Here is a 25,483-nt window from a genome sequence, read left to right as displayed (position 1 = left end):
AATTTCAATTATAACTGTGGCATATAATGCCCAAAACACCATAGAACGTTGCATAAATTCCGTATTGGGGCAAAAATTCAAAAATATCGAGTATATCATTATTGATGGCAGATCAACAGATAACACCTGCCGGATAATTGATAAATACAGAACAAATATTGATGCTTTTATATCAGAGCCTGATCACGGCATTTACGACGCAATGAATAAGGGCATTGCGCTGGCGACAGGCGATGTTATTGGCACAATTAATGCAGATGATTTCTTTGCGGATGATGAGGTGTTGTATGATATAGCAAGGGTGTTTTCCGAACAAGATACCTCGATATTATATGGCAATCTCGATTATATTGACCCAAATGACAAGGTCATCCGCAAGTGGCGTTCGGGAAAGTATAGCAGAGGAATGTTCAATTGGGGGTGGATGCCTCCGCATCCTACCTTTTACTGCAAGAAAGATTTATTTGACAAACTTGGCGTTTACAAATTGGATTATGGAAGTGCTGGTGATTATGAGTTGATGCTTAGGTTTATTCATTTTAATAATATTAATGCATATTATTTAAATAAAGTGCTTATAAAAATGGTAGTTGGTGGCGTAAGTAACAAAAGTTTGGGTAACCGCGTACAAGCAATGCGGTTCGATCTTAAAGCCATGAGAAATAATAATATTTTTTTGCCGGGGCTGACCATATTATTTAAACCACTACGTAAAATAGCACAATTTTTTTAGTACAAACAGAAAAATTATTAACTTGGACACCAGTTTTAAATGCAGCTGACCGACCTATAACTTCTTAATCTCAATGACGGAATATTTACATTCATATCACTTAGTGTATTATATTACGATAGTCGTTTTCTCTATACTCGTCACAGTTATTGCCATCCCTTCAATACTTCACGTAGCACGCGCAAGACACCTGTATGATGATCTCGGGCATTTCAGAAAACAACATGATCACGGCATTCCCCGCTTAGGCGGAGTCGCAATATTCGTCAGCTTTACTATAACATCTTTATTGTTCAGTATGACAGACAGATCATTGCCAATAAATTACCTGCTTACCGCATGTATCATGTTATTTGCAATGGGCTTAAAGGACGATCTTTCGGGTGTTAACTCACGCACTAAATTCTTTATACAATTTTTAGCAGCGTTAATACTGGTGGTAATGGGCAATATACGCCTTACCAGCATGTATGGTGTCTTTGGTATTGGTAACCTTCCGTACTGGCCAAGTGTTGCCTTAACGGTACTTACCATTATCCTGATCGTGAATGCGTTTAACCTGATAGATGGTATCGATAGCCTGGCCGGAGCCACGGGCGTAGTAGCCAATGGATGTTTTGCGGGTTTATTTATCTATATGCACCAGTATGAATTGGCGGCAGTATCGCTGGCCATGGCAGGTGCTTTAGTAGGTTTTTTGAAGTTTAATATCACCCCGGCCAAAATATTTATGGGCGATACCGGTTCGTTGCTGATCGGTTTGATATCTGCAGTAATGGCTATCAAGTTTATCGAACTGAATAAATTTACTTCAATTAAATCTCCTGATGTTTACTCAGCGCCGGCATTGTCTGTCGCTATCTTAATAGGTCCTATTTTTGACACCCTGAGGGTGTTTGTGCTGCGTATATATAGTGGCGTTTCACCATTTAAAGCTGATCGTAAACATATCCATCATCGCATGCTGAGACTTGGTTTTACACACCTGCAGGCAGCCATGATATTGGTTTCCCTTAACCTGCTTTGTGTAATTTTAGCTTTGGTTTTCAGATCATATGGTAACCAGGTGCTGCTTGGTTTGATCTTGGGTGTTTGCCTGCTGTTTAATTGGGGAGTATCCTTTTTTATCCGGTCAAAAGAGCGCGAAAACCTCGCTTTGCGCAACTTATTCGTTTAGAATCCTTTAATCTTTTTTGTCAATATTTTAATTTTTAATATCCACATTTTTTTGTTGAAAAATGTGGCAAACTTTTTGCGTATTGGTGTACTGAACAGCCTTATCCGGCCGTATCTTTAACCATCCGTAACGTCCTTTGCAAGATTTAAGTGACCGGGATTTTTGAGCAGATTTACAGGAAGGTATTTAAATTTTTTATGGGGCTCACAGGCTGAGCCTCAGACTTATTTCGGATAAGGATAATTGGGAAAGTATGGCGGCTAATACGCATTATTTTAACAGGTTTTTCAATAACTTTAATACGCTGGGCAGTTCGCCGGGAACGACCGTTGAACGTAGGGTTTCAAGACAAAGCGAAGCGCAACCAGGGCCTGCCGGAATGCGTGCTTTTGATAATGATACTCAGGTTGACATTCCTGCTGAAAAGAACGATTACCTTTCTGAAGATATTCAAACCTCTTTTGAAACTTCAATAAATAAACCACTTTACTCACCATTTTGGTTTTGGAGTAACAATTTAGCGGACGAACTCGCTCTGGAATTCATCCGGCAGGGTGATATAGAAAAGGCACAGGCTATTTGGGAAAAGGCCGCCTTCTCAAAAGACAAAAAGAAACTCGTTCAGGCTGTAATGGTTGATGACCTGATCAGTCGCTCGACGGATTGGCTGCAGGAACAGGATGAATTTCATTCGTTGACCAAAAATAACGATGAGTATATCATCGCAAGAGAAAAGCAAACAGGCTCGTCCATTCCGTGTGTATTTGCCAATTTAAATGATGAGGAAAACTGGACGATAGAAGTGGATACCCAGTGGTTTGAAGGGATAGATAAATATAGCTATGGGATTGTTTTTGGCAGAGAGCAGAATAACTATTATAGCTTCGTGATTACCGGCAACGGGCATTTTAGTCTGGTAAAACAAAGCCAAGGCGATTATAAAGAGATCATCCCATGGAAGAAAGCTTTTGCAATTAATCAATGCGCTTCCAACCACTTGCTGCTGAAAAAGACCAATGACCAGATAGAGTTGTATATTAACAATAACTATGTAGGTTCGGTTAAGAGTGAACCCTTTTTCGGTAAAGGATTTGGTTTTAAGGTTTGGGGTAATCAGAAAGTCGCATTCAGCAAATTCAGGTTCTGCAATTTTGTTGAACAAGAGGTGAAGTTTGAAGTTACCCAGGAAAACTATAGCTGCATTAAAAACCTTTCGATGCTTAATCTTGGCCTGGCTACCAAAAATGGTGGTTTCCATGCCGAAGAGTTTAAGAAAGGGGTCGAGCTGGCCAAACTGTTCTATACATCAAGCCAAAAAGAGGGCTACACCAAATCAATTGGTGGTGAGCAGTATTTTTATCATCCTGAAAAAACTATTCAGTTTTATTTGACCGAGGTTGTTGATTCGGTGAAGAAATACATTGATAAACCGCAAGGCATTTCTACAGGTGATCTTTTAAACCTGTTCGCTGATTTTCCGGCTGAGACAAGGCAATTGCTTAAGAGCATCTTTTTCGCTAACCGAATTCAAAAAATTGACAGGGAAATTGACACAGCTAAGGTCATTAAAAAAAGCACTGCCGCAGAGGCAGCCGATACAGGCAAAAAGCTCGTTAAAACCACCCGCGAAGATATTCTGTATCTAAGAAATAACTTAGGAGAAACTAATCCTGAATATGCTGCCATTGCCGACCGCCTGGCACGTGCCATTATGCAATGCGGTATCGATTATTACAGCCGCATGTTTGATGTGGACTACAAAATAGCTAATACCAATATCGAACTATACCTGCCTGAGCATAAATATGCCCTCAACATCGCAGTATCGGGTAAAATAAAAGATCGCTTGAAAGAAGTGCTGAATCTCTATCAAAAGATCATAAAAGAAGCTAAGGCAAGGAACCTTTCTAAAAAAGATAAAAAGGCAATCGCGTAGCTTCTCATCTCCAGTACCTTAGCATAATATGACATTCTTCCTAAAAAGGGCTTTTGATATTTGTGTAAATTTGTCCTAAATATCAATTGTCATGAGGGTAGCTATTAATGGATTTGGACGTATCGGGAGAATATTTCTTCGCAGTGTACTTGCTAAGCCTGGTATCGAAGTGGTTGCTATTAACGACCTGACCGATACCGAAACATTGGCACACCTGTTCAAATACGATTCTGTTCATCGTACATTCAATGGAACCGTTAAATGCGATTCAGGCAATCTCTATATTGATCGTAAGCAGATAAAGATCCTGTCAGAAAAAGATCCCGCAAATCTTCCATGGAAGGAATTGAATATCGACCTGGTAATTGAATCAACTGGCAAGTTTACCTCTAAGCATGGTGCAAGTCAGCATTTGCTGGCAGGAGCTAAGCAGGTAATTATTTCCGCTCCGTCTTCTGATAGGAGTGTCCCTACTGTAGTTATCGGTGTAAATGATACTGATTTTGACCTGTCTGCCCCGATTATATCCAATGCCTCTTGTACCACCAACAATGTTGCGGCTATGGTGAAGATACTGGAAGATAACTGGGGGATTGTTGACGGCTACATCACTACCGTGCATTCGATGACCGGTGATCAAAGTTTGCATGATGCTCCTCACAAAGATCTGCGCCGTGCAAGGGCAGCATCAGCTTCCATCATTCCAACTACAACGGGTGCAGCAAAGGCTATCACCAATATATTCCCGCACCTGGATGGTAAACTTGGTGGCGCCGGTATCCGCGTGCCGGTATTGAATGGCTCTTTGACTGATTTTACCTGCAGCCTGAAAAAGCAAACCACTGTTGAGGAAATCAACAAAGCATTTAAAGCGGCCGCTGAAGGGCCAATGAAAAACGTGCTGGAATATACTGAAGACCCGATAGTCTCTACCGACATATTAGACAATCCGCACAGCTGCATTTTTGATTCAAAACTAACTTCTATCGTTGGCGGATTAGTGAAAGTGGTAGGCTGGTATGATAATGAAATGGGTTACTCGAGCCGCCTGGCCGATTTGGTAGCCAAAATAAGCATAGCTAAGCATGATCAGATTTATACAAACTGATGATGTGCTGGCCATCCGCAACGAGGTATTGCGCGAAGGCCGGTTGACACTTGATGAATGCCGTTTCCCGAATGATGATGCCGAAGGTACCTTTCACCTGGGGTATTATGATAACGGCCAGTTAGTTTGCATTGCATCATTTCATCCACAGAATTATAAAGAATACACAGGCAAGGCTTATCAATTGCGTGGTATGGCTACTTTGGAGAGTCATCGCGGTAAAGGCTTTGGTAACCAATTGGTCAACTTTGCCGTCGTATATATGCGCGGGCAAAAGGTGAACTATGTTTGGTGCAATGCCCGCAAAAAAGCGGTTCCTTTCTACACAAATCTTGGTTTCGAGATCATCTCCGACGAGTTTGAAGTGCCCGTAATAGGGCCGCATTACGTGCTCTATCTAAAAATTCAGTGACATCAAACACCTTTTTCATTTTTGCGTTCAGAATTTAGAATTAAATGCTGAATTTGGCGCTCCGTAAACAACGCCTCTAAAACAATATGAAAACAGTAGATCAAATAAACTTTTTGGGGAAAAGAGCCCTGATCAGGGTTGATTTTAACGTCCCGCTGGATAAGGACTATAATATTACCGACGATAACCGGATGACGGCCGCTCTGCCAACCATCAAGAAGATTTTGAAGGATGGAGGCGAGGTGATCCTGATGTCGCACCTGGGAAGACCAAAGGATGGTCCGACTGAAAAATATTCATTAAAGCATTTGGTTCCGCATTTGTCTGATCTGCTGGGTCAGCAGGTAGAGTTTGCTGATGATTGCATTGGCGCGGAGGCTGTTCAAAAATCGAAAGATTTGGCAAAAGGCCAGGTATTGCTACTGGAGAATCTTCGTTTTTATAAAGAAGAAGAAAAAGGTGACGTTGAGTTTGCTAAAAAATTGGCTGCTTTAGGTGATGTATATGTAAACGATGCCTTCGGTACAGCCCACCGTGCGCATGCGTCTACCTCAATTATAGCACAGTTCTTCCCTGAAGCAAAATGCTTTGGTTACCTGATGGCTGCTGAATTGGCTAATGCCGAAAAAGTATTGAATGGCGCTGAAAAACCTTTCACCGCTATCATGGGTGGCGCTAAGGTTTCGGACAAGATAGAATTGATAGAGCGCCTGATGGACAAGGTAGATAACCTGATCATCGGCGGTGGTATGGCTTATACTTTTGCAAAAGCACAGGGCGGACATATCGGTAAATCACTGGTTGAAGAAGATAAGCTTGATCTGGCTAACAGTCTGATTGAGAAAGCGAAGACAAAAGGCGTAAACCTGTTATTGCCAACTGATTCAATTATTGCAGACAACTTCTCAAACGACGCTAATACGGATACTGCCAGCAACGACAATATAAAAGACGGTTGGATGGGTTTAGATATCGGTCCGGCTTCCATAAAAGCTTTCAGTAAGGTGGTTGAAAATTCAAAAACTATTTTGTGGAACGGTCCTATGGGTGTTTTCGAAATGGAAAAATTTGAGCAAGGCACTAAAGCAGTCGCTGATGCAGTAGTTAATGCAACTGAAAATGGCGCTTTCTCGCTGATCGGCGGTGGCGACTCGGCTGCGGCAGTTGCAAAATTCAACCTTACCAACGAAGTAAGCTATGTATCAACCGGTGGTGGCGCTTTGCTTGAGTATATGGAAGGAAAAGAATTGCCTGGCGTAAAAGCTATAAATGAATAAGCGACGTTGCTTTTGACTTTACAGAAGGCAAGCAGAAGCTTGCCTTTCTTTGTTTTATATGCTAACTTTATATAAAATATTAAAAAATGCCAGAAGTAACTATAAAATATAAAAAGCCGGAAACTTTAAAGATTTTAAAGGGGTTGGCCAAATATTTTGATTTTAAGATATCCTCTCCCAAAAATAAACCGAATCAACCATTAGAGGATATTTTGATACCCGGAGATAAAACGTTGGATATTTCATCTCTGAATGAAATTTTCACAGGTAAAAACATAGATGCATCTGATTTAAGAAAAGAGATGTGGAAAAAATAATATGTGACACCGACGTATTGATCGATTATTTTGATACTAGTAAACCGAGACACTATTCAACCGTTCAGATAGTTAATAATGAAATAGGGCTTGATAATGTCATTATATCAGCGATTACCAAAATGGAGTTAATTGCTGGAGCTGCAAATAAAATTGAATTGCGTTTATTGAATAAGAACATTGGCCGTTTTAATGTTTTATTAATTAACCCCGCTCTATGCTCAGTTGCTTTAACTTTGATGGAGAATTATAGATTGAGCCACAAACTTGACATTCCTGATGCTCTAATTGCGGCAACTGCTAAATATGCTGGCTTTAAACTTTTTACATATAATGTAAAAGATTATAAGTTTATTAATGATTTAAATCTTTATAAGCTAAATCAATAAACGTCAGCGTAACTTTTTTGTGACAGCCCCGAATTTCGGGGCTTTTGTTTTTATATTACATTTGGGCCTCTAACTCTCAATAATTAATGAAAAGACATTTACTCCTGGCTTTAAGCTTGCTGCTTTTTGCCTGTTGCTCGCGTGCTCAGCAAAATACTTCTGATGCTGACTATGTGAAGGCCAACTACCAGAAATACGAATACCAGATACCGATGCGCGACGGCAAAAAGCTATTCACATCGGTGTATGTGCCAAAAGATCAATCCAAAAAATATCCCATCATGATGGACAGGACGCCTTACAGCGTTGCGCCTTATGGTGTCGATGCTTACAAAGGTTCGCTTGGCCCGTCACCTTTGTTTTTACATGACGGGTTCATCTTCGTTTACCAGGACGTACGCGGCCGCTGGATGAGCGAAGGCATATTTGAAGAAATGACGCCTGAAAAGGAAGTCCACAAAACCAAGAATGATGTGGACGAAGGCACTGATACTTATGATACTATCGACTGGCTGATTAAAAATATCAAGAATAACAATGGCAAAGTTGGCGTATGGGGAATATCCTATCCGGGCTTTTTCACTACTGCTTCATTGCTGAGCCGCCACCCGGCATTAGCTGCCGCTTCACCGCAAGCGCCTATGGCTGATCTGTATCGCGATGATGCGTTTCATAACGGCGCTTTTATGCTGGTGGCCAACTTTGGGTTTTATCCGGGCTTTACTAATCGCCAGGATGATAAACCAACCCAGCGTCGTGGCAGCAGGTTTGTTTACGGCACCGAAGACGGTTATGAGTTTTACCTGAAAATGGGGTCCGTAAAAAACACTAACGATAAATATTATAAAGACACTATCCGTTTGTGGAACGAAATGCTGGATCACCCAAATTACGATCAGCATTGGAAAGACCGCAATGTGTTGTATCACCTGCACGATATCAAAACACCGACGCTGGTTACTGGTGGCTGGTATGATGCGGAGGACTTGTACGGTGCCATCAATACCTATAAAACTTTGGTAAAAGAGAATCCGAATACACCGGTTTACTTTACAATGGGCCCATGGGTGCACGGCGGGTGGGCCCGTGGAGATGGTGATCATTTAGGAGATGTATATTTTGGAGGGCCAACCGGGCTATTCTATCGCGAAAAGATAGAGTTTGCATTCTTCAGTCATTACCTGAAAGGAACTGACATGGATATCCCCAAAATATCTGCTTTCGAGACTGGTGTAAACAAATGGAAGAAATACAATGTATGGCCGCCAAAAGAAGCTGAAGAAAAGAACCTGTACCTGTTACCGGGCGGAAAATTATCATTTGATGCGCCAACCTCAACAGATAGTTTTGATGAGTTTACATCCGACCCGGCTAAACCTGTACCATTTTATAACGGTATCACCATGGACATGCAGCGTGAATACATGACCGGAGACCAGCGCTTTGCCTCGCGCAGACCCGACGTGCTGACTTACCAGACCGATGTATTAGATCATGACGTAACCTTTGCCGGAAACATCTGGGCCGACTTGAAAGTAGCCATCACCGGAACGGACGCCGACTGGGTAGTGAAGGTAGTGGACGTATATCCAGATTCAGCCAAAAATAACCAGTACACAGCAAAAGGTACCTACATGTCAAACTATGAGCAAATGGTACGTAGCGAAGCCATGCGCGGCAAATTTCGTAACGGGTTTGATAAGCCGGATGCTTTCACTCCCGGCACAGTAACCCCGGTAAACTTTGAACTGCAGGACGTGCTGCATACCTTTAAAAAAGGTCACCGCATTATGGTGCAGGTACAAAGCACCTGGTTCCCGCTTATCGACCGTAATACGCAGCAGTTCCAGGACATTATGAAAGCGAAGGATACTGACTTTAAAAAAGAAACGCACAAAGTATATACCTCGAAGGAGCATCCGAGCTATTTGAAGGTGAGGGCGATGTAATATGAGAAACATTCTCCTCATCATAATTTGTCTTTTCATGGCATCGAAAGTCACCGCACAGACAGTTCATAACGATAGTATGGAGTATACATCTGTTAACTTGGAAAAGGAAGACCAAACTTTTTTGAGATTAAAAGATACCGCACAGAAGCATTTGAGCACATTTATTAATGAATTGGCAAGGCACGGGAAAGACTACCATAAAATTAGGTTTATCGTAAAATCTGATTTTGTACAGAATGGCAGTCATGAGCATATGTGGTCAAGAATATTTGAGTATAAAAATGGTGTTTTTACCGGAGTGTTTATTGATTCAGCCTTTACCGTAAAAAACATTAAAATGGGGGACAAGGTCAGTATAAAAAAAAAAAATTGAAGATTGGGTAATTGATGACCAGGCAACCGGACATAGAACTGGCGGGTTCTCCATTCAATACCTCGAGAGCAAACGAAAACCTGACGAATAATTAAAATAGCGATGGGTTTCAAACCCCATCGCTATTTGTTTTAAATGCCTGATTAACTAATCACCGATTAACTGATCACTCACTTCTCAAACTTTTCACCGGATTTGCCAAAGCCGCCTTTATCGCCTGGAAGCTTACTGTCAGTAAAGCAATTACGATAGATAATACCCCAGCAATAGCAAACATCCACCAGCTAACCGGTACTTTATAAGCAAAGCCCTGTAACCATTTATGCATGGCCCACCATGACAACGGTGTGGCCAGCACAAAGGCTATACCCACCAGCCAAACAAACTCGCGTGAAAGCAAACCGACAACGCCTGCAACGCTTGCGCCCAGTACCTTGCGGATACCGATCTCTTTTTGACGCTGCTCGGCGCTGAAGGCTGCCAGGCCAAACAACCCGAGGCACGAGATTAAAATGGCCATTATTGTGAATGAGTTAATGATATTTGACAGGCTGATCTCTGCCAGGTATTGTTTCTGTACTTCCTGGTCGAGGAAGGCGTAGGAGAAAGGTATGCCTGGCAGGTTCTTTTTCCAGACAGTTTCCATTTTGCTCAAAAGTGATTTATAATCCGGACTTGTTACCGAAACCGTCATAAATGAGAAATAGTTGCCTGGATTATTATTATGAAATATCATGTACGGACCAACCGCGCCATGCAGGGAATCATAATTAAAATCCTTCATCACACCAACAATCTCGAAGTAATGAATTGAACCATCAAAGTATTTACTGTATAACCTTAAACCCGGTGCTTTTTCAGCTTTAAGCCCGAGGCGCTTGCATAAAGTCTCATTGATCAGTGTCTTAGAGGTATCCTTCACCCCGAAATCCCGCCCTGCTATGATCTTTATACCATTGGTCTTTACAAACTTATCGTCAGCTGCCATATTTATCGCATCAACTGATAAGGCTGGATTGCCGCCTTCAAGGATTACAGGGAAGTCACTAGCGTTATTATGGCTTAAGTAATTATCGCTCAGGCTTACATTTTTTACTTCGGATAGTTGCTGAAGATCTGTTGCCAAAGCTGACATCTTGTTCCGCGCATCGCCTGTATAAAAGCTGAATATTAGCTTCTGGTTTTTGTCGAAGCCAAGATCTTTGGTCTTTATGTAGTTAAGCTGACTGTATATAACGATGATCGATGTGATGAGCACGATAGATAAAAAGAATTGAAACACCACCAGCGAACGACGTATGCCCGATGCCGATATCTGATTGGTGAAATTGCCCTTCATCACCTTAATGGCTTCAAAGGCCGACAAGTAAAATGCCGGATAACTACCTGCAACAGCGCCAGTCACAAGTATAATCATGCCCAAAAGAATCCAAATACTAAAATGGCTGAGGAATGTCAACTGAATATTGGTTTGCGTAACCTGGTTCAGGTAAGGTAAAGCCATGGATAAGAGCGGGATGGATAATGCCACGCCGATCAAGGTTAGCAAAAATGACTCACCCAGGAACTGTTTTACCAGGTCGCCACGCTCAGCGCCAACCACTTTGCGCACGCCAACTTCTTTGGCCCGTTTTGAGGCACGTGCAGTAGACAGGTTCATGAAATTGATGCAGGCGATCAGTTGGATCATGATAGCAATACCGGCCAATATATATAATAGGGTAGGACTAATGGTGTTGCCTACCTCAAAGTCAAACCCGGTCGTGGTATGCATTGCAGCGATGGGCTGCAAGTGAAGAATTTTAGTCATGCCCAGCGCTTTGAGGTCCTGTGCGCCATATTTATTCAGAAGGATAGGAAGCTTACTTTCCAACGCTTTTGGGTCGGCCCCAGGTCGAAGTTTGATAAAAGAGCATGCAATATTATTCCCGGCCCATTGATGATTGTTGTATAGGTATTGACCAAAGCCTCCGCTGCGCAGAGTCACATAAATGTTGGCTTTAATATATGATTTGCCCAGACCCTCATCCACCACGCCGTTCACTTTAAAATCGTGTTTCCCATAGGCGTTATCAATGGTGATCACTTTACCTATAGGGTCGTCATTGCCGAACAGTTTTACCGATGTCGATTTTGATATTACAATCGAATACGGTTCGGCTAGCAGATCATGCGTGTTTTTGCCATAAGCAAAATGATAGCTCAGCACATCAAAAAAAGTTGAATCAACAAATGCCAAACCGGATTCATAAAATGTCTTGTCCTTATATTTCAGCATGCTGTTGTTGTTCCCGATCAGCTCGGACGAGAACAAGCGGGCATACTGCTCTACCTCAGGGAAATCGCGTTTTATAGCAGGTGCGATCGGCGGCGAGGCGGTGGCCAGGGCACGTGCGTCACCCGTGAGTCCAGTTGAAGTAGTTACACGGTAAATATCCTGTCCGTCTTTGTGGTGCTTATCATAGCTGTACTGGTCCTGCACAAATAGGAGGATGTACAGGCAGCACATAGTACCAATAGCAAGACCTACGATATTAATGAAACTGAAGGCTTTGTTCTTAAGCAAAAAGCGGATAGCGGTTTTGAGGTAGCTTTGGATCATAACAGCGATGTGTGTTGACAACCACACTAGTGTTGCTGATCTATTAAGATGCCAAAATTGTATCTGGTTGTATATTAGATAGTTGAACTGGGTTTAATCCCTGAGGATGTTCGCTTTCGATACATGAAGTGTGCGGTAATAAACTTTATTAAAATAATTTGAGGTCGCAATTTGCGACCTCAAATTATTTTATTTCTGTCAATGACACTTAAAAAATATCTTTGATATCAATGAGTAAACAGAATAAGCAACCTGTCGCAATGCCGGACGAATGAGGTGTATAAAATGAGGATTATAAGAAGCATAATTTTTTTCAATAGGCTATTGTTCATGATGATTACAATGATGCCGTTATTCGCCTTCTCCCAAACCACCCAACCCTACATTCTCGAACACGAAAAGGATATCGCCAAAGTTGAACCCGGCACACATAACGGCGGCGGCAGTACCGTTGGGTATAGCTTCTTTTCTAAGGCTGATGGCTTAAAAATGATATTCCGTAAGCGCGTATTACACCCGGGCTCAGCTATAGGGTATCATTTGCAAAAAGAGGACGAGATTTATTATATCATCAGCGGTACCGGTGAAATGCAGATGAACGGCAAGAGTTTTCCTGTAAAGGAGGGAGACGCTATTCTGACCAGGCCCGGCAGCTCGCATGGATTAAAGCAGACAGGTAAGGATGACCTGGTGATCATTATTAATTACGAGAATCAGTAATGAGAGACATCGACCTGTATTATTTAGAGAAAGAAGAACTCGTTAAAGGCTGCCTGCTGTTTCTCCGTCAGCATATATTGGATTTTGATAAAGGCATAACCGAAGCCTGGAAATATCGCATGCCTTTCTTCTGCTATAAGGGCAAAATGTTTTACTACCTGTGGGTACATAAAAAGAATGGCCTACCTTATATAGGTATAGTGGAAGGTAAAAGAATCGATCATCCTGATCTGATTTTAGAAGACCGCGCAAGAATGAAAATACTGTTGATCGACCCCAATAATGACTTGCCAATGGATACGATTAATGTTGTTCTCAAGACGGCTTTATCGTTCTATAATTAATTTGACCTGGGTTGTAGCAAACCGTTTGGGTTGAGCGTAATATAGAATAAACACAACCCCATGTACAAGAATCTTATTATCCTTTTCGCTGCAGCCTTATCTCTCGCATCTTGTGATAAAGTCAAACCAAAGCCAAAAACACCCTGCGGAACGCAGACGCAACCCTGTACCTTAAATTTTGCCAGCATCGGTATACTTTGCACTGATAATACCGGCAAGCCTATTGCGGTTAACAATTTCACCGTATTCGATGTAAGTTCAAATAAGCTGCTCCACCCCGGCTATCCCAACGCACTCCTCGCATTAGGGTATTATATCGTAGCAACCGACAATAATAAAATGGATTATTCGACCGATGGCGATGATATTAAAGTATCGGCTACCGATCCTGCAACTAATCAGACCAAAGCAATTGACCTCAAAATTTCAGGTGGCTGTAATTGTCATGTAGCCTTACTGTCCGGGCCCGATACACTTAAATTCAATTAGGGTGTTCGTTCACAACGCTGTGAACGCCCATGAACACTGCCTTATTCCAATACCACGGTCTTGTTTTTGTAGATAAACACCCGGTCGTCAAATACTACTTTTAAGGCTTTGGCTAATACGGCGGTTTCTATTTCTTTGCCCGCCTTCATCATATCAGCAGCTGTTAAGGAATGATCTGCTGATATGATCTGTTGGGCAATGATCGGTCCTTCGTCCAACTCGTCGGTTACAAAATGTGCTGTAGCGCCTACCAATTTTACGCCGCGCTCATAGGCTTGTTTATAAGGATTGGCTCCCACGAATGCAGGCAAAAAGGAGTGATGAATATTGATGATCTTTTTTGGGAAATGCTTTACAAAATCAGGTGACAGAATGCGCATAAACTTGGCCAGAACGATGTAATCGTAGTCGTACTGATCGATAATATTTATTACACGCTGCTCCGATTCAGGGTGTGGACCTTCATAAGGAACATGATGAAACGGGACATCAAATCGATGGCAAATATCCTCCAGATTAGTATAGTTTCCGATCACGCATTGAACGCTGGCACCCAGTGTTTTAAAGTAGTTCCGGATCAATATATCAGCCAGGCAATGGTACTCCTTGGTCACCATTACGATTACCTTTTTCACCGGATCGGGGTTTACTTTGATAAGCGCCCCATGGGGTAATAATTCGCGTAACTTTTCTTCCAATGCTGAGCCTTCTGATTGCTTGTTGACTTCCAGCCGCATGAAAAACAAGTTCTCCGTTTTGTCTACATGCTCATGCATCGACAAAATATTGTAGCTCTCATTGGCAAGCAGTCCGGAAATTTTGGCCACCAGCCCCACCTGGTCGGTACACTGTATTACGATAACCATATTGATATTAAATTCACAATTATAGGTAATTGCAGGTGAAATTTTATAGGGGTTTTGAGCTAAACTTTGATTCGTCGACACAAATTGAGAGTTAACCGATACATGCTTCGTTTACACAATCATTCGCTGCAATTTTATACTACCAAAAATCATCAAGTATGCCATCTTATACCGAAGATAAAAGACTCATGGTCATTCATAGCAATAGCGGAATGTCTTCTGTGATAGATGAGATCCTGTTTTGTGATGACGTTGCTAATCTTAAAGCAAATGAAGCTGCCATCACAGCTTCTGCCACGCCGAAACTCATTCTGCAGGACTGTAAAATGGTAAGCGGCAGTTACCTCCTGATCTGTAGTGATATCCATGAAGGACAAATACTGCAGGGAGTGCCTGTTGTTGTGGCAACATCTTATGGTTCCAAATCGGCTGACGCTGCTAAGTCGCAGGATATGAACCGCATGGCTTCTATGATCAGCAACCTGATATCGGTATTTGGTTTTACCTATTTGGTAATGAATAAACCGGCTCGCACCAGGTCAGCATCTTAAGCTGAGCCGGCGTTATATTTAATACGTCTTTACTACCCCCTTCAATCATGGCGCTGTATACCAATGGTATACGGCGCTTTTGTTTTAGATTGATTTACCCATTGTGGAAAGATAAAAACTTAATTATTAGTAGAATGGAGCCGAAATCTGTTCATTTGCAGGTTCAAATTGTCTTTTGATAACTTAAAGAGTATGACCCTGTTTAGAAATCTTATATGAGATAAAGTGGTAGAAAAATAGCCCTTGAAGTTGTTGAAAACTTTTTGGTGGAAAAAAATGGGAATTTGTGGTAAAAAATGAAAAAAGTAATTTACTTTTACTTTGGAATAATACCATAGTGTACTCATGTCCCATTTTTTAGGTGAATTTGAATGTAAACTGGATGCCAAAGGCAGGATGATGGTCCCTGTTGGCCTCAAAAAGCAGCTTCCCGAAGCTGACAAAGAGGGCCTTGTGATCAATCGTGGCTTTGAGAAGCATCTGGTTATTTACACCCGCCGCGAATGGGATAAGATTGTAGAGGATCTGAGCAAACTCAATTCATACGAGAAAAAAACACGCGAATTTATCCGCTACTTCACCCGCGGTGCGTCCGAATTGACGCTGGATGCTGCCGGGCGCGTGCTTTTGCCAAAAGCCTTATTGGAATATGCGGGTATCGAATCTGATGTGGTGCTGGCTTGCCAGTTGAATCGAATAGAGGTGTGGGCGCAAAGTGCTTACGATGCGCAGATGGATAACGAGCCTGAGAATTTCTCAAACCTGGCTGAAGAGGTAATGGGCAATGGAAGGAGGAAGACAGATGAGTAATTACCATGTTCCGGTGATGTTGCAGGAATGCATCGAGGCGCTGAACATACGTCCCGATGGCACTTATGTGGATGTGACTTTTGGCGGTGGTGGGCACTCGCGCGAGATCATGAAGCATTTGAGTAAAGAAGGCCGCCTGCTGGCGTTTGACCAGGATGCGGATGCACAGCAAAATATCATTGCCGATGATCGCTTTGAATTTATCGATCAGAATTTCCGCTACCTGAAAAATTTCACCCGCCTGCATAATGCAATTCCGGTAGATGGTATTCTTGCTGATTTGGGCGTTTCATCTTACCAGTTTGACCAGGCTGAGCGTGGGTTCTCCATCCGCTTTGATGCGGAGTTGGATATGCGTATGAACCAGGCATCGACCCTGACGGCTAAGGAAGTTGTAAATACTTACAGCGAGGCTGACCTGCATAGGATCTTTGGAATTTATGGCGAGATCAAGAATGCCAAATCGCTTGCAAAAACTATCGTCACTGCAAGGCTGAATGGTTCGCTAAATACAGTTGCCGATCTGAAAAATGCCATTAATAGTCTGATTCCGAAAGGAAAGGAAAATAAATACCTGGCACAAGTGTTCCAGGCATTACGCATCGAGGTGAACCAGGAGTTGGAAGCTTTAAAGGATTTCTTGATACAATCAGCAGAGGTGCTGGTTTCAGGTGGCAGATTGGTGGTAATGTCTTATCACTCACTGGAAGACAGGCTGGTAAAAAACTTCATCGCCAAAGGAAAATTCAGCGGCGAGGTGGAGAAGGATTTTTATGGAAATGATCAAAAGCCTTTTGATGCAGTAAGCCGCGGTGCGATAACGGCATCAGAAGAAGAAATAAAAAGTAATAACAGGGCACGGAGCGCTAAACTAAGAATAGCTGTAAAGAAATGACAAATCGTTTGCGTACAGAAATTCAGGAAGAAGAAGCTGAAAAAGAGCTGATTGTTGAGGAAAAGCAACCTGCAAAGGAAATTTCCGAGGGTGCGCTATGGCAGCTTTTTAAGAAAAATGTGAATGCGGAGAAAGCTACAAGCGCTTTGCCGTTCCTATTGTTTCTCGTGCTTTTGGGGATGATCTACCTTGGTAACATGCACCTTGCTGAAAGGAACATGCGCGACATCGACAAGATGACCAAAGAGGTAAAAGAGCTTACCTGGGATTATAAAACTACCAAGGCTGATCTGGCCTTCAAAAGCACGCTGAGCGAAGTAGCCAAGCGTGTGGATACATTGGGAATTAAAGAATCCATTGAACCGCCGCAGCGATTAAAGGATAAGGAGGGCAAAGATGGGAATTAGGACAAACATACTTTTAAGGGTGTACCTCGCATTCGGGTTGATTCTCCTGTTTGCGGGCGCTGTCGTTTTTCAGTTGGTCCGGGTTCAATACCTGCAGGGCCCTAAGTGGAAAGCGATGGCAAAAAACATGTCGGCCCAGTACATTAATATCGAGGCTGAGCGTGGAAATATTTTTGCATCGGATGGCAGCTTACTGGCAACCTCGGTTCCTGAATACGAGCTGCACATGGATATGCTGGCCGGCGGTATCGCAGACGACAATGTGTTCCAGGAAAAAGTGGATTCGCTGGCTTTGTGCATGTCCAAATTCTTTGGTGATAAATCAAGAAGTGAATATGCCCGGATGCTGCGCGATGGACGTAAAGACGGCGACCGTTATTTATTAATAAGAAGAAAGGTTGGTTTCCAGGAACTAAAGGAGATCCGCAAGTTCCCGATCTTCAATATGGGTAAATATAAGGGCGGCCTGATTGTAATACAGCAAAATAAACGGGTGTTGCCGTTCCGCTCACTAGCCTCACGTACTATTGGCTATAAAAACGATAATGCAAAAAATGCAGCCGGCAAACCGGTTACTGTTGGTTTGGAAGGTGCGTATGCCGATTATATCAACGGTGAGAATGGTAAGCGCCTGATGCAGCGCATGGCTGGTAATGTTTGGATGCCGGTAAATAATGACGGTAACGAAGTTGACCCGGTAGAGGGTGCTGATATTATCTCAACCATCGATGTAAACTTCCAGGACGTAGCGCAGGCTGCTTTGAAAAAGCAATTGGAAAAAACCGGAGCCGATCATGGCTGCGTAGTGCTGATGGAAGTGGCAACCGGAGAAGTTAAAGCCATTGCCAATTATACCCGTACCAAAAGCGGCGATTACGAAGAACGTATGAACTATGCCATCAGCGAATCTGCTGAACCAGGCTCTACCTTTAAGCTGGCTTCCTACATGGCGGCTATCGACCAGGGCAAGATCGACACAAATACTTTGGTTGATGCACAGCATGGTGAATATGAATTGTATAATCCGCGTAACGGTAAAAAAGTATTGACAATCAGGGATGCGGAAGATCCGGGAACGATTATTACAGCAAAAAGAGCTTTTGAGGAGTCATCCAATGTGTGTGCGGCTAAACTCATTTGGCAGCATTATCATAACAATCCGCAGGAATTTACTGATAAGCTGTACAGTTATCATTTAAACGAAAAAAATGGTCTGCAAATTCCGGGTGAAGGTACGCCGAGGATAAAAAATCCATCATCGCGCGACTGGAATAAACTACAGTCATTGTCGCAAATGGCCTATGGTTATGAGTCGAAATTGACGCCATTGCAGATGCTGACCTTTTATAACGCGGTGGCTAATAACGGCACTATGATTGCGCCGATTTTCGTGAGCGAGATACGCCGTTACGGGAACACGATTGAGCGTTTCCAGGCCAGGGTGATCAATGAAAAAGTATGCTCTGACAGAACATTAGGAAGAATACGCGGAATGCTGGAAGGTGTGGTACAGGAAGGAACAGGTAAGCTTGTGATCAAAAATAAATTATATACTGTAGCCGGTAAAACGGGTACAGCCCAGATAGCCAACGGAAAAAGCGGATATGGAGAAAAGAACAGGCACCAGACAAGTTTCTGCGGATATTTCCCTGCTGATAAGCCAAAATATTCGATGATCGTAGTGATTCACGATCCGACTATTGGCTCGCACTTAGCCGCCTGGGTGTCCGGTCCGGTGTTCAGGCAAATTGCCGACCGTGTTTATTCAAGCGACTTGCAAATGAACCAGGCTACGCCTCTGCAATACGTAAGCAACAGTCCGATGCCAAAGGTAAAAACCGGAAATCGCAAAGCGACTCAGGAGGTTTACAGTAAACTGAACATCAAACCGATGTATGCTTCGGCAAACAATGCAGTAGACACCAGCAACGGAGTTCCTTATGACGAAACTAAATATCAGAAAGGGTCTGTGCCTGAAGTAATTGGCATGGGATTGAGCGATGCTTTATACGTATTGGGTAATGCGGGGTACAAAGTATCGGCGCATGGCAGCGGAACAGTAGTAAAACAATCGGTTACGGCCGGAAGTGTTATACCAAAAGGATCAAAAATAATAATAGAACTACAATGAGGTATTTGAGCGACATTTTAGAAGGACTTGCATTCACCGAACTTCATGGTAGTGCTGACATGGAGATCAGTGCAATCGTTTTTGATTCGCGCAAGGTGGTGCCGGGATGCATGTTTGTAGCAGTAAAAGGGACACAGGTTGACGGTCACGAGTATATCGACCAGGCAATTGAAAAAGGTGCTGTTGCTGTGATATGTGAAGAATTACCTGCCCACGTTACCGGTGAGGTAGATTTCTTTATGGTGGCCGACAGTTCGATTGCTTTGGGTACCGTTGCTGCAAACTTTTACGATAATCCATCACACAAACTGAAACTGGTTGGCGTAACCGGAACCAATGGTAAGACAACCATCGCAACACTGCTTTATAAGCTGTTCCGCGACATGGGTTATAAATGCGGATTACTCTCAACTGTAGAAAATCAGATCAATGGCGAAGTGGTAGCAGCAACGCATACAACACCTGATCCGGTTGATTTGAATATGCTGCTGAATGACATGGTAGACAAAGGCTGCGATTACTGCTTTATGGAAGTAAGCTCGCATGCTATTGTACAGCACCGTATTGCTGATCTGAAATTCCAGGGCGGCATATTCTCTAATCTGACTCATGATCACCTGGATTATCATAAAACATTTGACAGCTACCTGAAGGCCAAAAAGGCATTCTTTGATGGTCTGCCCAAAAATGCATTTGCATTGACCAATGTCGATGACAAAAATGGTATGGTGATGCTGCAAAATACAGCAGCGCATAAAAAGACCTACGGTTTAAAAAACATGGCTGATTATAAAGCCAAAATAGTAGAGAACCAGTTCAGCGGCTTACTGCTCAATATCGATAATGAAGAAGTGTGGTTTAAACTGGTGGGAACATTCAACGCTTATAATCTGATGGCGGTTTATGCTGCCGCTATGCTGCTGGAACAGGACAAAGCCAAAGTATTAACCAGTCTGAGCAAGCTTACAGGTGCCCGTGGAAGATTTGACTATGTGATCGCGCCAAATGGTGTTGTTGGCATTGTGGACTATGCGCATTCACCTGATGCAGTCCAGAATATATTAAGCACTGTACATGATGTGCGTAAGGGTAATGAGAAAGTGATCACTGTATTAGGTTGCGGTGGCGACCGGGATAAAACCAAGCGCCCGATTATGGCCCGTGTAGCTTGTGAGTGGAGCGACAAGGTAATATTCACTTCAGATAATCCACGCTCGGAAGACCCGGCGCAAATCATAAGGGATATGGAAGAAGGTGTTGATCCGGCCTTTAAAAGGCATACGATGAGTATTGTGGACAGAAGAGAAGCGATCAAGGTGGCCTGCAACCTGGCGCAGCCGGGCGATATAGTGGTAGTAGCCGGAAAAGGTCACGAAAAGTACCAGGAGATAAAGGGAGTGAGAACCCATTTCGATGACAAAGAAGAATTAACAGAGATTTTTAAACAGATGAGTTGATATGCAAATGTGCAGATGAGTAAATGTGCAAATGAAAAATAAGCAATCACACATTTTTAGATAGTTGACAAAAGGAATTAATCAAAACATAAAAACATCCGCACATGTGCACATTCGCACATCTGCACATTAAGAAAACCATGCTGTATTACTTATTCAGTTTCCTGGAAAAAAACTATAGCATACCTGGCGCGGGGGTGTTTCAATACATCACGTTCAGGATGGCTATGGCGGTTATCACTTCGCTGATCATTACTACCGTTTACGGTCGCAGGCTGATCGATTACCTGCGCTATAAGCAAGTGGGTGAAACTGTAAGAAACCTTGGACTGGAAGGTCAGATGCAAAAGGCAGGTACGCCTACAATGGGTGGTATCATCATCATCCTGGGCATTGTGATACCAACATTGTTGTTTGCAAAGCTGGAAAATGTATATGTGCTGATGATGCTGGGTACCACGCTTTGGCTGGGCGCTATCGGTTTCATGGACGACTATATCAAGGTATTTAAAAAGAATAAGGAGGGTTTAGCAGGCAGATTCAAAATTACCGGCCAGGTAGGTTTGGCGCTGATCATCGGGTTTACGATGTACAGCAACCCGGATATCGTGATCCGCCAGGAGGTAAAGCCGCCGATCAAGTATGATCGCCCGGTAGAGTTTCACATGAAAGGTAATAAGCCTGTTTACACGCAGGATATCCATTCGACCAAAACAACCATGCCTTTCTATAAAAATAATGAGTTCGATTATGGAAAAGTGCTGAAATTTTTAGGTAAAGGTTATGAGAAATATGACCTGGTAGTGTTCATGTTCTTCGTGATTGTCATCATCACGGCTATCTCAAATGGAGCAAATATAACCGACGGTATTGATGGTCTGGCGACGGGTACTTCGGCTATTATCGGGATCACACTGGCAATACTGGCCTATGTATCAGGTAATACTGTGATAGCGGATTACCTGAACATCATGTACATCCCTGACTCTGGTGAGCTGGTAATTTTTGCAGGTGCGTTTGTGGGAGCATGCGTTGGTTTCTTATGGTACAACTCTTACCCGGCGCAGGTGTTTATGGGCGATACAGGCAGTTTGGCAATCGGTGGCATTATCGCGGTGTTCGCTATCATGATCCGTAAGGAACTGATGCTGCCATTACTATGTGGAATTTTTGTGATCGAGAACTTGTCGGTAGTGATGCAGGTATCCTGGTTCAAGTTCACCAAGAAAAAGTACGGCGAAGGCAGGCGTATATTTTTAATGGCGCCGTTGCATCACCATTATCAAAAGAAAGGTTTTCACGAAGCAAAGATCGTGACCCGTTTCTGGATCATCTGCATCATGCTGGCGATACTGACGGTGATAACGCTGAAACTTCGGTAGAAGTTGGAAAGTTGTAAGGTTGAAAAATTGGAATGTTAAAATAATCGGTGTAATCAAAAACAAAATCGGTGGAATCAAAGAAACAACATAGACTGGTAGTACTCGGCGCAGGCGAAAGCGGTGCGGGCGCTGCATACCTTGCTCAGCAGCAAGGCTATGAAGTTTTTGTTTCTGATTTTAGACCGATTGCCGATCAATATAAAAAACAACTGCAGGACTGGAATATCCGCTTCGAGGAGAATCAGCATACTGAAGAAGAGATTTTAAAAGCAGTTGAAGTTGTAAAGAGTCCCGGTATACCAGAGAAGGCTCCGATAATAAAGAAGCTGAGAGAAAAGAATATTCCGGTGATATCTGAGATAGAATTTGCGGGAAGATATACGGATGCAAAGATCGTAGGCATTACAGGCTCGAATGGCAAAACTACTACTACGAGCTTAACCTATCATATCCTTAAAAATGCAGGGTTGAACGTAGGTCTGGCAGGTAACATCGGTAAAAGCTTTGCCTACCAGGTGGCGACTGAAAAGTTCGACATCTACGTGCTGGAACTGAGCAGCTTTATGCTCGATGATATGTACAAGTTCAAGGTAGACATCGGCGTGTTGCTAAACATCACACCGGATCACCTGGATCGGTATGAATACAAGATGGAAAGCTACGTGGCATCAAAGTTCCGCATCACGCAGAACCAAACGGCCGGTGACTATTTCATCTACTGCGACGATGATCCGGAAACAGTAACAGGAATGGAGACCAGGAAATTCGAGTCGCAGCAACTACCATTCAGCATTAAAAAAAAAACTACACCGGGAGCATATCTCGAAGAGGACAATATCATTATAAACACACTTAAAGAACATTTCACAATGTCGATCAACGAACTGGCCCTGCAAGGCAAACACAACATCTACAACTCAATGGCGTCGGGTATTGTAGCAAAAGTACTCGAACTGCGAAACGAGACCATACGGGAGAGTATGGGTAATTTCAAGAACATTGAGCACCGGTTAGAATTTGTTGCCAAAATATCAGGCATCAGCTTTATCAACGATTCAAAGGCAACCAACGTTAACTCAACCTGGTATGCTTTGGAAAGTATGACCACTGATGTGGTGTTGATCCTTGGTGGTGTTGACAAGGGCAACGACTACAATATGCTGAAGGACCTGGTAAAGGCAAAAGTTAAAGCCATTGTGTGTTTAGGCAAAGATAACCGCAGGATCCATGAAGCGTTTGATGACCTAGTCCCAATCATCGTGAATACGTTCTCAGCTCAGGAAGCTGCCCAGGTAGCTTATCACCTGGCTAAAAAAGGAGATACGGTGTTGTTGTCCCCGGCTTGTGCAAGTTTTGATTTGTTCAAAAATTATGAAGATCGGGGTCGTCAGTTCAAACAAGCGGTGAAGGAACTTTGATGTGCAAATGTGCAGATGAGTAGATGTGCAGATGATAAAATAGATGTGCGGATATGCAGATGAGTAGATGTGCAGATGATTTTAGGAAATGATTTAATTATTAAATGATATGAGTAATAAACCTAACCTGATAGTTGATTTAACTTTTAATTTTTCGATAAAGATCATCGATTTTACTGAAGACCTTGAATCCGAAAAGAAAATACAATATGGCTAATCAATTGTTCAGGTGTGGGACTTCAATCGGAGCAAATGTAAGGGAAGCGCAGGGTGCGGAAAGCAAAGATGATTTTAGGCACAAATGTAAAATAGCTTATAAGGAAGCGGAAGAAACTGAGTACTGGTTGTCATTATGCAAACACGCCAAGAACTATCCGTTTGATCAAGGTATGTATGATGATATACAATCGATAATAAAAGTGTTAGGTAAAATAATTTCATCAACACATTAAATAATTATTTGCACATCTGCACATCCGCAAATCTGCACATAAACAGAACAAGAAATGAATCGGATATTAAGCAATACAAAAGGAGACAGATGGATATGGTTGATCGTCATATTGCTTTCGGCTATTTCATTGCTCGCGGTTTATAGTTCTACAGGTACGCTGGCTTATAAAAAGGGAGTGGGTGTTGAATCAATCTTATTCAAACACTTTATGATGGTGGTAGGCGGTATTATATTGATGTACATCTCGCACAAACTGGATTATCGTTACTATGCTGGCATATCCAAGTTGTTAATGATCATCACGATTCCATTATTGTTATATACGCTGGTATTTGGTGCGCATATCAATAACGCGAGTCGTTGGATCTCTATACCGGGCACGGGCTTGAGTTTCCAAACTTCCGATTTGGCTAAACTGGCACTAATCACTTACCTGGCGCGAACGTTATCGCGCAAACAGGAAAATATAAAAGATGTAAAGCAATCGTTCATTCCGATAATGGGTGCGGTTTGCGTGGTATTTATATTAATCGCGTTAGCAAACCTTTCTACCGCGCTGATGCTTTTTGGTGTAAGTATATTGCTGCTCATCATCGGTCGTATCAGTATAAAACAAATAGCGATAACTTGCTTGGCAGGTGCGGTTTTACTGGCAGGAGTGATCTTCCTGGGGCCAAGAAGGCATACTTACATCTCACGTATGCATACGTTCATGCATCCGGATAAAGCAAATGCCGATAAATCATTCCAGTCTGACCATGCTAAGATAGCTATTGCTACAGGTGGCCTTTTTGGTAAAGGATTAGGCCATAGCCAGGAGAAGAATTACTTACCCGAAGCATTTTCGGATGAGATATATGCAGTAATTATTGAAGAATGCGGTTTGCTAGGTGGATTAGCCATTATCGGTATTTACCTGTTCCTTTTATATCGATGCATCAAAATCGTAACCAAAGCGCCTAAAGCCTTTGGAGCCTTATTGGCAGCGGGATTGAGTTTTAGCTTGACAATACAGGCATTTGCAAATATGGCAGTAGCCGTAGGGCTAGGCCCGGTAACGGGTGTGCCATTACCACTGATCAGTATGGGTGGAACGTCGATACTGTTTACCAGTATTGCGTTCGGTATCATTTTATCAGTGAGCCGTGATATCGATGAACCGAAGAAGGTAATTGTAGGTGAGATAAAAGAAGTAGCGATAGCATGAGGAAGTCGGAAGTCGGAAGTCGGAAGTCGGAAGTCGGAAGTCGGAAGTCGGAAGTCGGAAGTCGGAAGTCGGAAGT

At 42.7% G+C, this 25,483-nt stretch carries 25 protein-coding genes; 23 read left to right on the top strand and 2 right to left on the bottom strand.

The window, feature by feature from the left end; translation table 11 throughout:
• The first annotated feature begins 16 nt into the window (after positions 1–16).
• The 10 genes from VIM89_RS17330 (at position 17) to VIM89_RS17285 (ending at position 9,674) form a co-directional block, all read left to right on the top strand.
• The gene (locus VIM89_RS17330) at positions 17–733 is read left to right on the top strand and encodes a glycosyltransferase family 2 protein (RefSeq protein ID WP_488157439.1); all 717 of its coding nucleotides are present in this window, start codon (positions 17–19) and stop codon (positions 731–733) included.
• Between the two features lie 73 nt (positions 734–806).
• A complete protein-coding gene (locus VIM89_RS17325; protein WP_488157438.1) occupies positions 807–1,910 on the top strand; it encodes an MraY family glycosyltransferase in 1,104 nt (367 codons plus the stop codon).
• Between the two features lie 253 nt (positions 1,911–2,163).
• Positions 2,164–3,846, top strand: coding sequence for a hypothetical protein (locus VIM89_RS17320; protein ID WP_488157437.1), 1,683 nt, complete (start codon positions 2,164–2,166; stop codon positions 3,844–3,846).
• A 91-nt stretch (positions 3,847–3,937) separates the two neighbouring features.
• Positions 3,938–4,954: a type I glyceraldehyde-3-phosphate dehydrogenase gene (gene gap / locus VIM89_RS17315; RefSeq protein WP_488157436.1), complete on the top strand. Its 1,017-nt coding sequence runs from the start codon at positions 3,938–3,940 to the stop codon at positions 4,952–4,954.
• A complete protein-coding gene (locus VIM89_RS17310; protein WP_488157435.1) occupies positions 4,932–5,366 on the top strand; it encodes a GNAT family N-acetyltransferase in 435 nt (144 codons plus the stop codon). The genes gap and VIM89_RS17310 overlap by 23 nt, the downstream gene beginning before the upstream one ends.
• 86 nt (positions 5,367–5,452) lie before the next feature.
• The gene (locus tag VIM89_RS17305) at positions 5,453–6,643 is read left to right on the top strand and encodes a phosphoglycerate kinase (protein ID WP_488157434.1); all 1,191 of its coding nucleotides are present in this window, start codon (positions 5,453–5,455) and stop codon (positions 6,641–6,643) included.
• Between the two features lie 86 nt (positions 6,644–6,729).
• Positions 6,730–6,960 carry a hypothetical protein gene (locus VIM89_RS17300; RefSeq protein ID WP_488157433.1) on the top strand — a complete coding sequence of 77 codons (231 nt, stop codon included), beginning with the start codon at positions 6,730–6,732 and terminating at the stop codon, positions 6,958–6,960.
• Complete coding sequence (locus tag VIM89_RS17295; RefSeq protein WP_488157432.1) at positions 6,948–7,349, top strand: PIN domain-containing protein; 402 nt, start codon at positions 6,948–6,950, stop codon at positions 7,347–7,349. The genes VIM89_RS17300 and VIM89_RS17295 overlap by 13 nt, the downstream gene beginning before the upstream one ends.
• Positions 7,350–7,435: 86 nt before the next feature.
• Entirely contained in the window at positions 7,436–9,298 is a 1,863-nt protein-coding gene (locus VIM89_RS17290; protein ID WP_488157431.1) for a CocE/NonD family hydrolase, read from the top strand.
• Positions 9,299–9,398: 100 nt separating this feature from the next.
• Entirely contained in the window at positions 9,399–9,674 is a 276-nt protein-coding gene (locus VIM89_RS17285) for a DUF2314 domain-containing protein (protein ID WP_488157430.1), read from the top strand.
• A gap of 166 nt (positions 9,675–9,840) precedes the next feature.
• On the opposite strand, the gene VIM89_RS17280 is transcribed toward VIM89_RS17285, so the two are convergent.
• A complete protein-coding gene (locus VIM89_RS17280; protein ID WP_488157429.1) occupies positions 9,841–12,276 on the bottom strand; it encodes an ABC transporter permease in 2,436 nt (811 codons plus the stop codon).
• A 342-nt stretch (positions 12,277–12,618) separates the two neighbouring features.
• On the opposite strand from VIM89_RS17280, the gene VIM89_RS17275 reads away from it, so the two are divergent.
• From VIM89_RS17275 to VIM89_RS17265, 3 genes are read left to right on the top strand one after another with little or no spacing between them, the layout of a single operon-like run.
• On the top strand, positions 12,619–12,996 hold the full coding sequence (locus VIM89_RS17275) for a cupin domain-containing protein (protein WP_488157428.1): 378 nt from the start codon (positions 12,619–12,621) through the stop codon (positions 12,994–12,996).
• Positions 12,996–13,340: a DUF1801 domain-containing protein gene (locus VIM89_RS17270; protein ID WP_488157427.1), complete on the top strand. Its 345-nt coding sequence runs from the start codon at positions 12,996–12,998 to the stop codon at positions 13,338–13,340. Before VIM89_RS17275 ends, VIM89_RS17270 begins: the two co-directional genes overlap by 1 nt.
• A 60-nt stretch (positions 13,341–13,400) precedes the next feature.
• Positions 13,401–13,829: a hypothetical protein gene (locus VIM89_RS17265; RefSeq protein WP_488157426.1), complete on the top strand. Its 429-nt coding sequence runs from the start codon at positions 13,401–13,403 to the stop codon at positions 13,827–13,829.
• A 41-nt stretch (positions 13,830–13,870) separates the two neighbouring features.
• On the opposite strand, the gene purU is transcribed toward VIM89_RS17265, so the two are convergent.
• A complete protein-coding gene (purU, locus tag VIM89_RS17260) occupies positions 13,871–14,695 on the bottom strand; it encodes a formyltetrahydrofolate deformylase (protein WP_488157425.1) in 825 nt (274 codons plus the stop codon).
• A 158-nt stretch (positions 14,696–14,853) separates the two neighbouring features.
• Between purU and VIM89_RS17255 the strand changes: the two genes are divergently transcribed.
• The 10 genes from VIM89_RS17255 (at position 14,854) to VIM89_RS17210 (ending at position 25,407) form a co-directional block, all read left to right on the top strand.
• Positions 14,854–15,246 carry a hypothetical protein gene (locus tag VIM89_RS17255; protein ID WP_488157424.1) on the top strand — a complete coding sequence of 131 codons (393 nt, stop codon included), beginning with the start codon at positions 14,854–14,856 and terminating at the stop codon, positions 15,244–15,246.
• A gap of 345 nt (positions 15,247–15,591) precedes the next feature.
• Complete coding sequence (gene mraZ / locus VIM89_RS17250) at positions 15,592–16,056, top strand: division/cell wall cluster transcriptional repressor MraZ (protein WP_488157423.1); 465 nt, start codon at positions 15,592–15,594, stop codon at positions 16,054–16,056.
• Positions 16,049–16,951: a 16S rRNA (cytosine(1402)-N(4))-methyltransferase RsmH gene (rsmH, locus tag VIM89_RS17245; RefSeq protein WP_488157457.1), complete on the top strand. Its 903-nt coding sequence runs from the start codon at positions 16,049–16,051 to the stop codon at positions 16,949–16,951. The genes mraZ and rsmH overlap by 8 nt, the downstream gene beginning before the upstream one ends.
• Entirely contained in the window at positions 16,948–17,358 is a 411-nt protein-coding gene (locus tag VIM89_RS17240; RefSeq protein ID WP_488157422.1) for an FtsL-like putative cell division protein, read from the top strand. Before rsmH ends, VIM89_RS17240 begins: the two co-directional genes overlap by 4 nt.
• Positions 17,348–19,489 carry a penicillin-binding protein gene (locus tag VIM89_RS17235; protein ID WP_488157421.1) on the top strand — a complete coding sequence of 714 codons (2,142 nt, stop codon included), beginning with the start codon at positions 17,348–17,350 and terminating at the stop codon, positions 19,487–19,489. Before VIM89_RS17240 ends, VIM89_RS17235 begins: the two co-directional genes overlap by 11 nt.
• Positions 19,486–20,946 (top strand): UDP-N-acetylmuramoyl-L-alanyl-D-glutamate--2,6-diaminopimelate ligase, encoded by a 1,461-nt coding sequence (locus VIM89_RS17230; protein WP_488157420.1) that lies wholly within the window; start codon positions 19,486–19,488, stop codon positions 20,944–20,946. Before VIM89_RS17235 ends, VIM89_RS17230 begins: the two co-directional genes overlap by 4 nt.
• Before the next feature lie 140 nt (positions 20,947–21,086).
• Entirely contained in the window at positions 21,087–22,328 is a 1,242-nt protein-coding gene (mraY, locus tag VIM89_RS17225) for a phospho-N-acetylmuramoyl-pentapeptide-transferase (protein ID WP_488157456.1), read from the top strand.
• Between the two features lie 68 nt (positions 22,329–22,396).
• Positions 22,397–23,746, top strand: coding sequence for a UDP-N-acetylmuramoyl-L-alanine--D-glutamate ligase (gene murD / locus VIM89_RS17220; RefSeq protein WP_488157419.1), 1,350 nt, complete (start codon positions 22,397–22,399; stop codon positions 23,744–23,746).
• Positions 23,747–23,955: 209 nt separating this feature from the next.
• Positions 23,956–24,198 carry a four helix bundle protein gene (locus VIM89_RS17215; RefSeq protein WP_488157418.1) on the top strand — a complete coding sequence of 81 codons (243 nt, stop codon included), beginning with the start codon at positions 23,956–23,958 and terminating at the stop codon, positions 24,196–24,198.
• Positions 24,199–24,252: 54 nt separating this feature from the next.
• The gene (locus VIM89_RS17210) at positions 24,253–25,407 is read left to right on the top strand and encodes an FtsW/RodA/SpoVE family cell cycle protein (protein ID WP_488157417.1); all 1,155 of its coding nucleotides are present in this window, start codon (positions 24,253–24,255) and stop codon (positions 25,405–25,407) included.
• Positions 25,408–25,483: the final 76 nt, after the last annotated feature.

Source organism: Mucilaginibacter sp. (genome assembly GCF_036568825.1).
GTDB lineage: Bacteria > Bacteroidota > Bacteroidia > Sphingobacteriales > Sphingobacteriaceae > Mucilaginibacter.
This window is presented reverse-complemented; position numbering and strand designations above follow the sequence as displayed.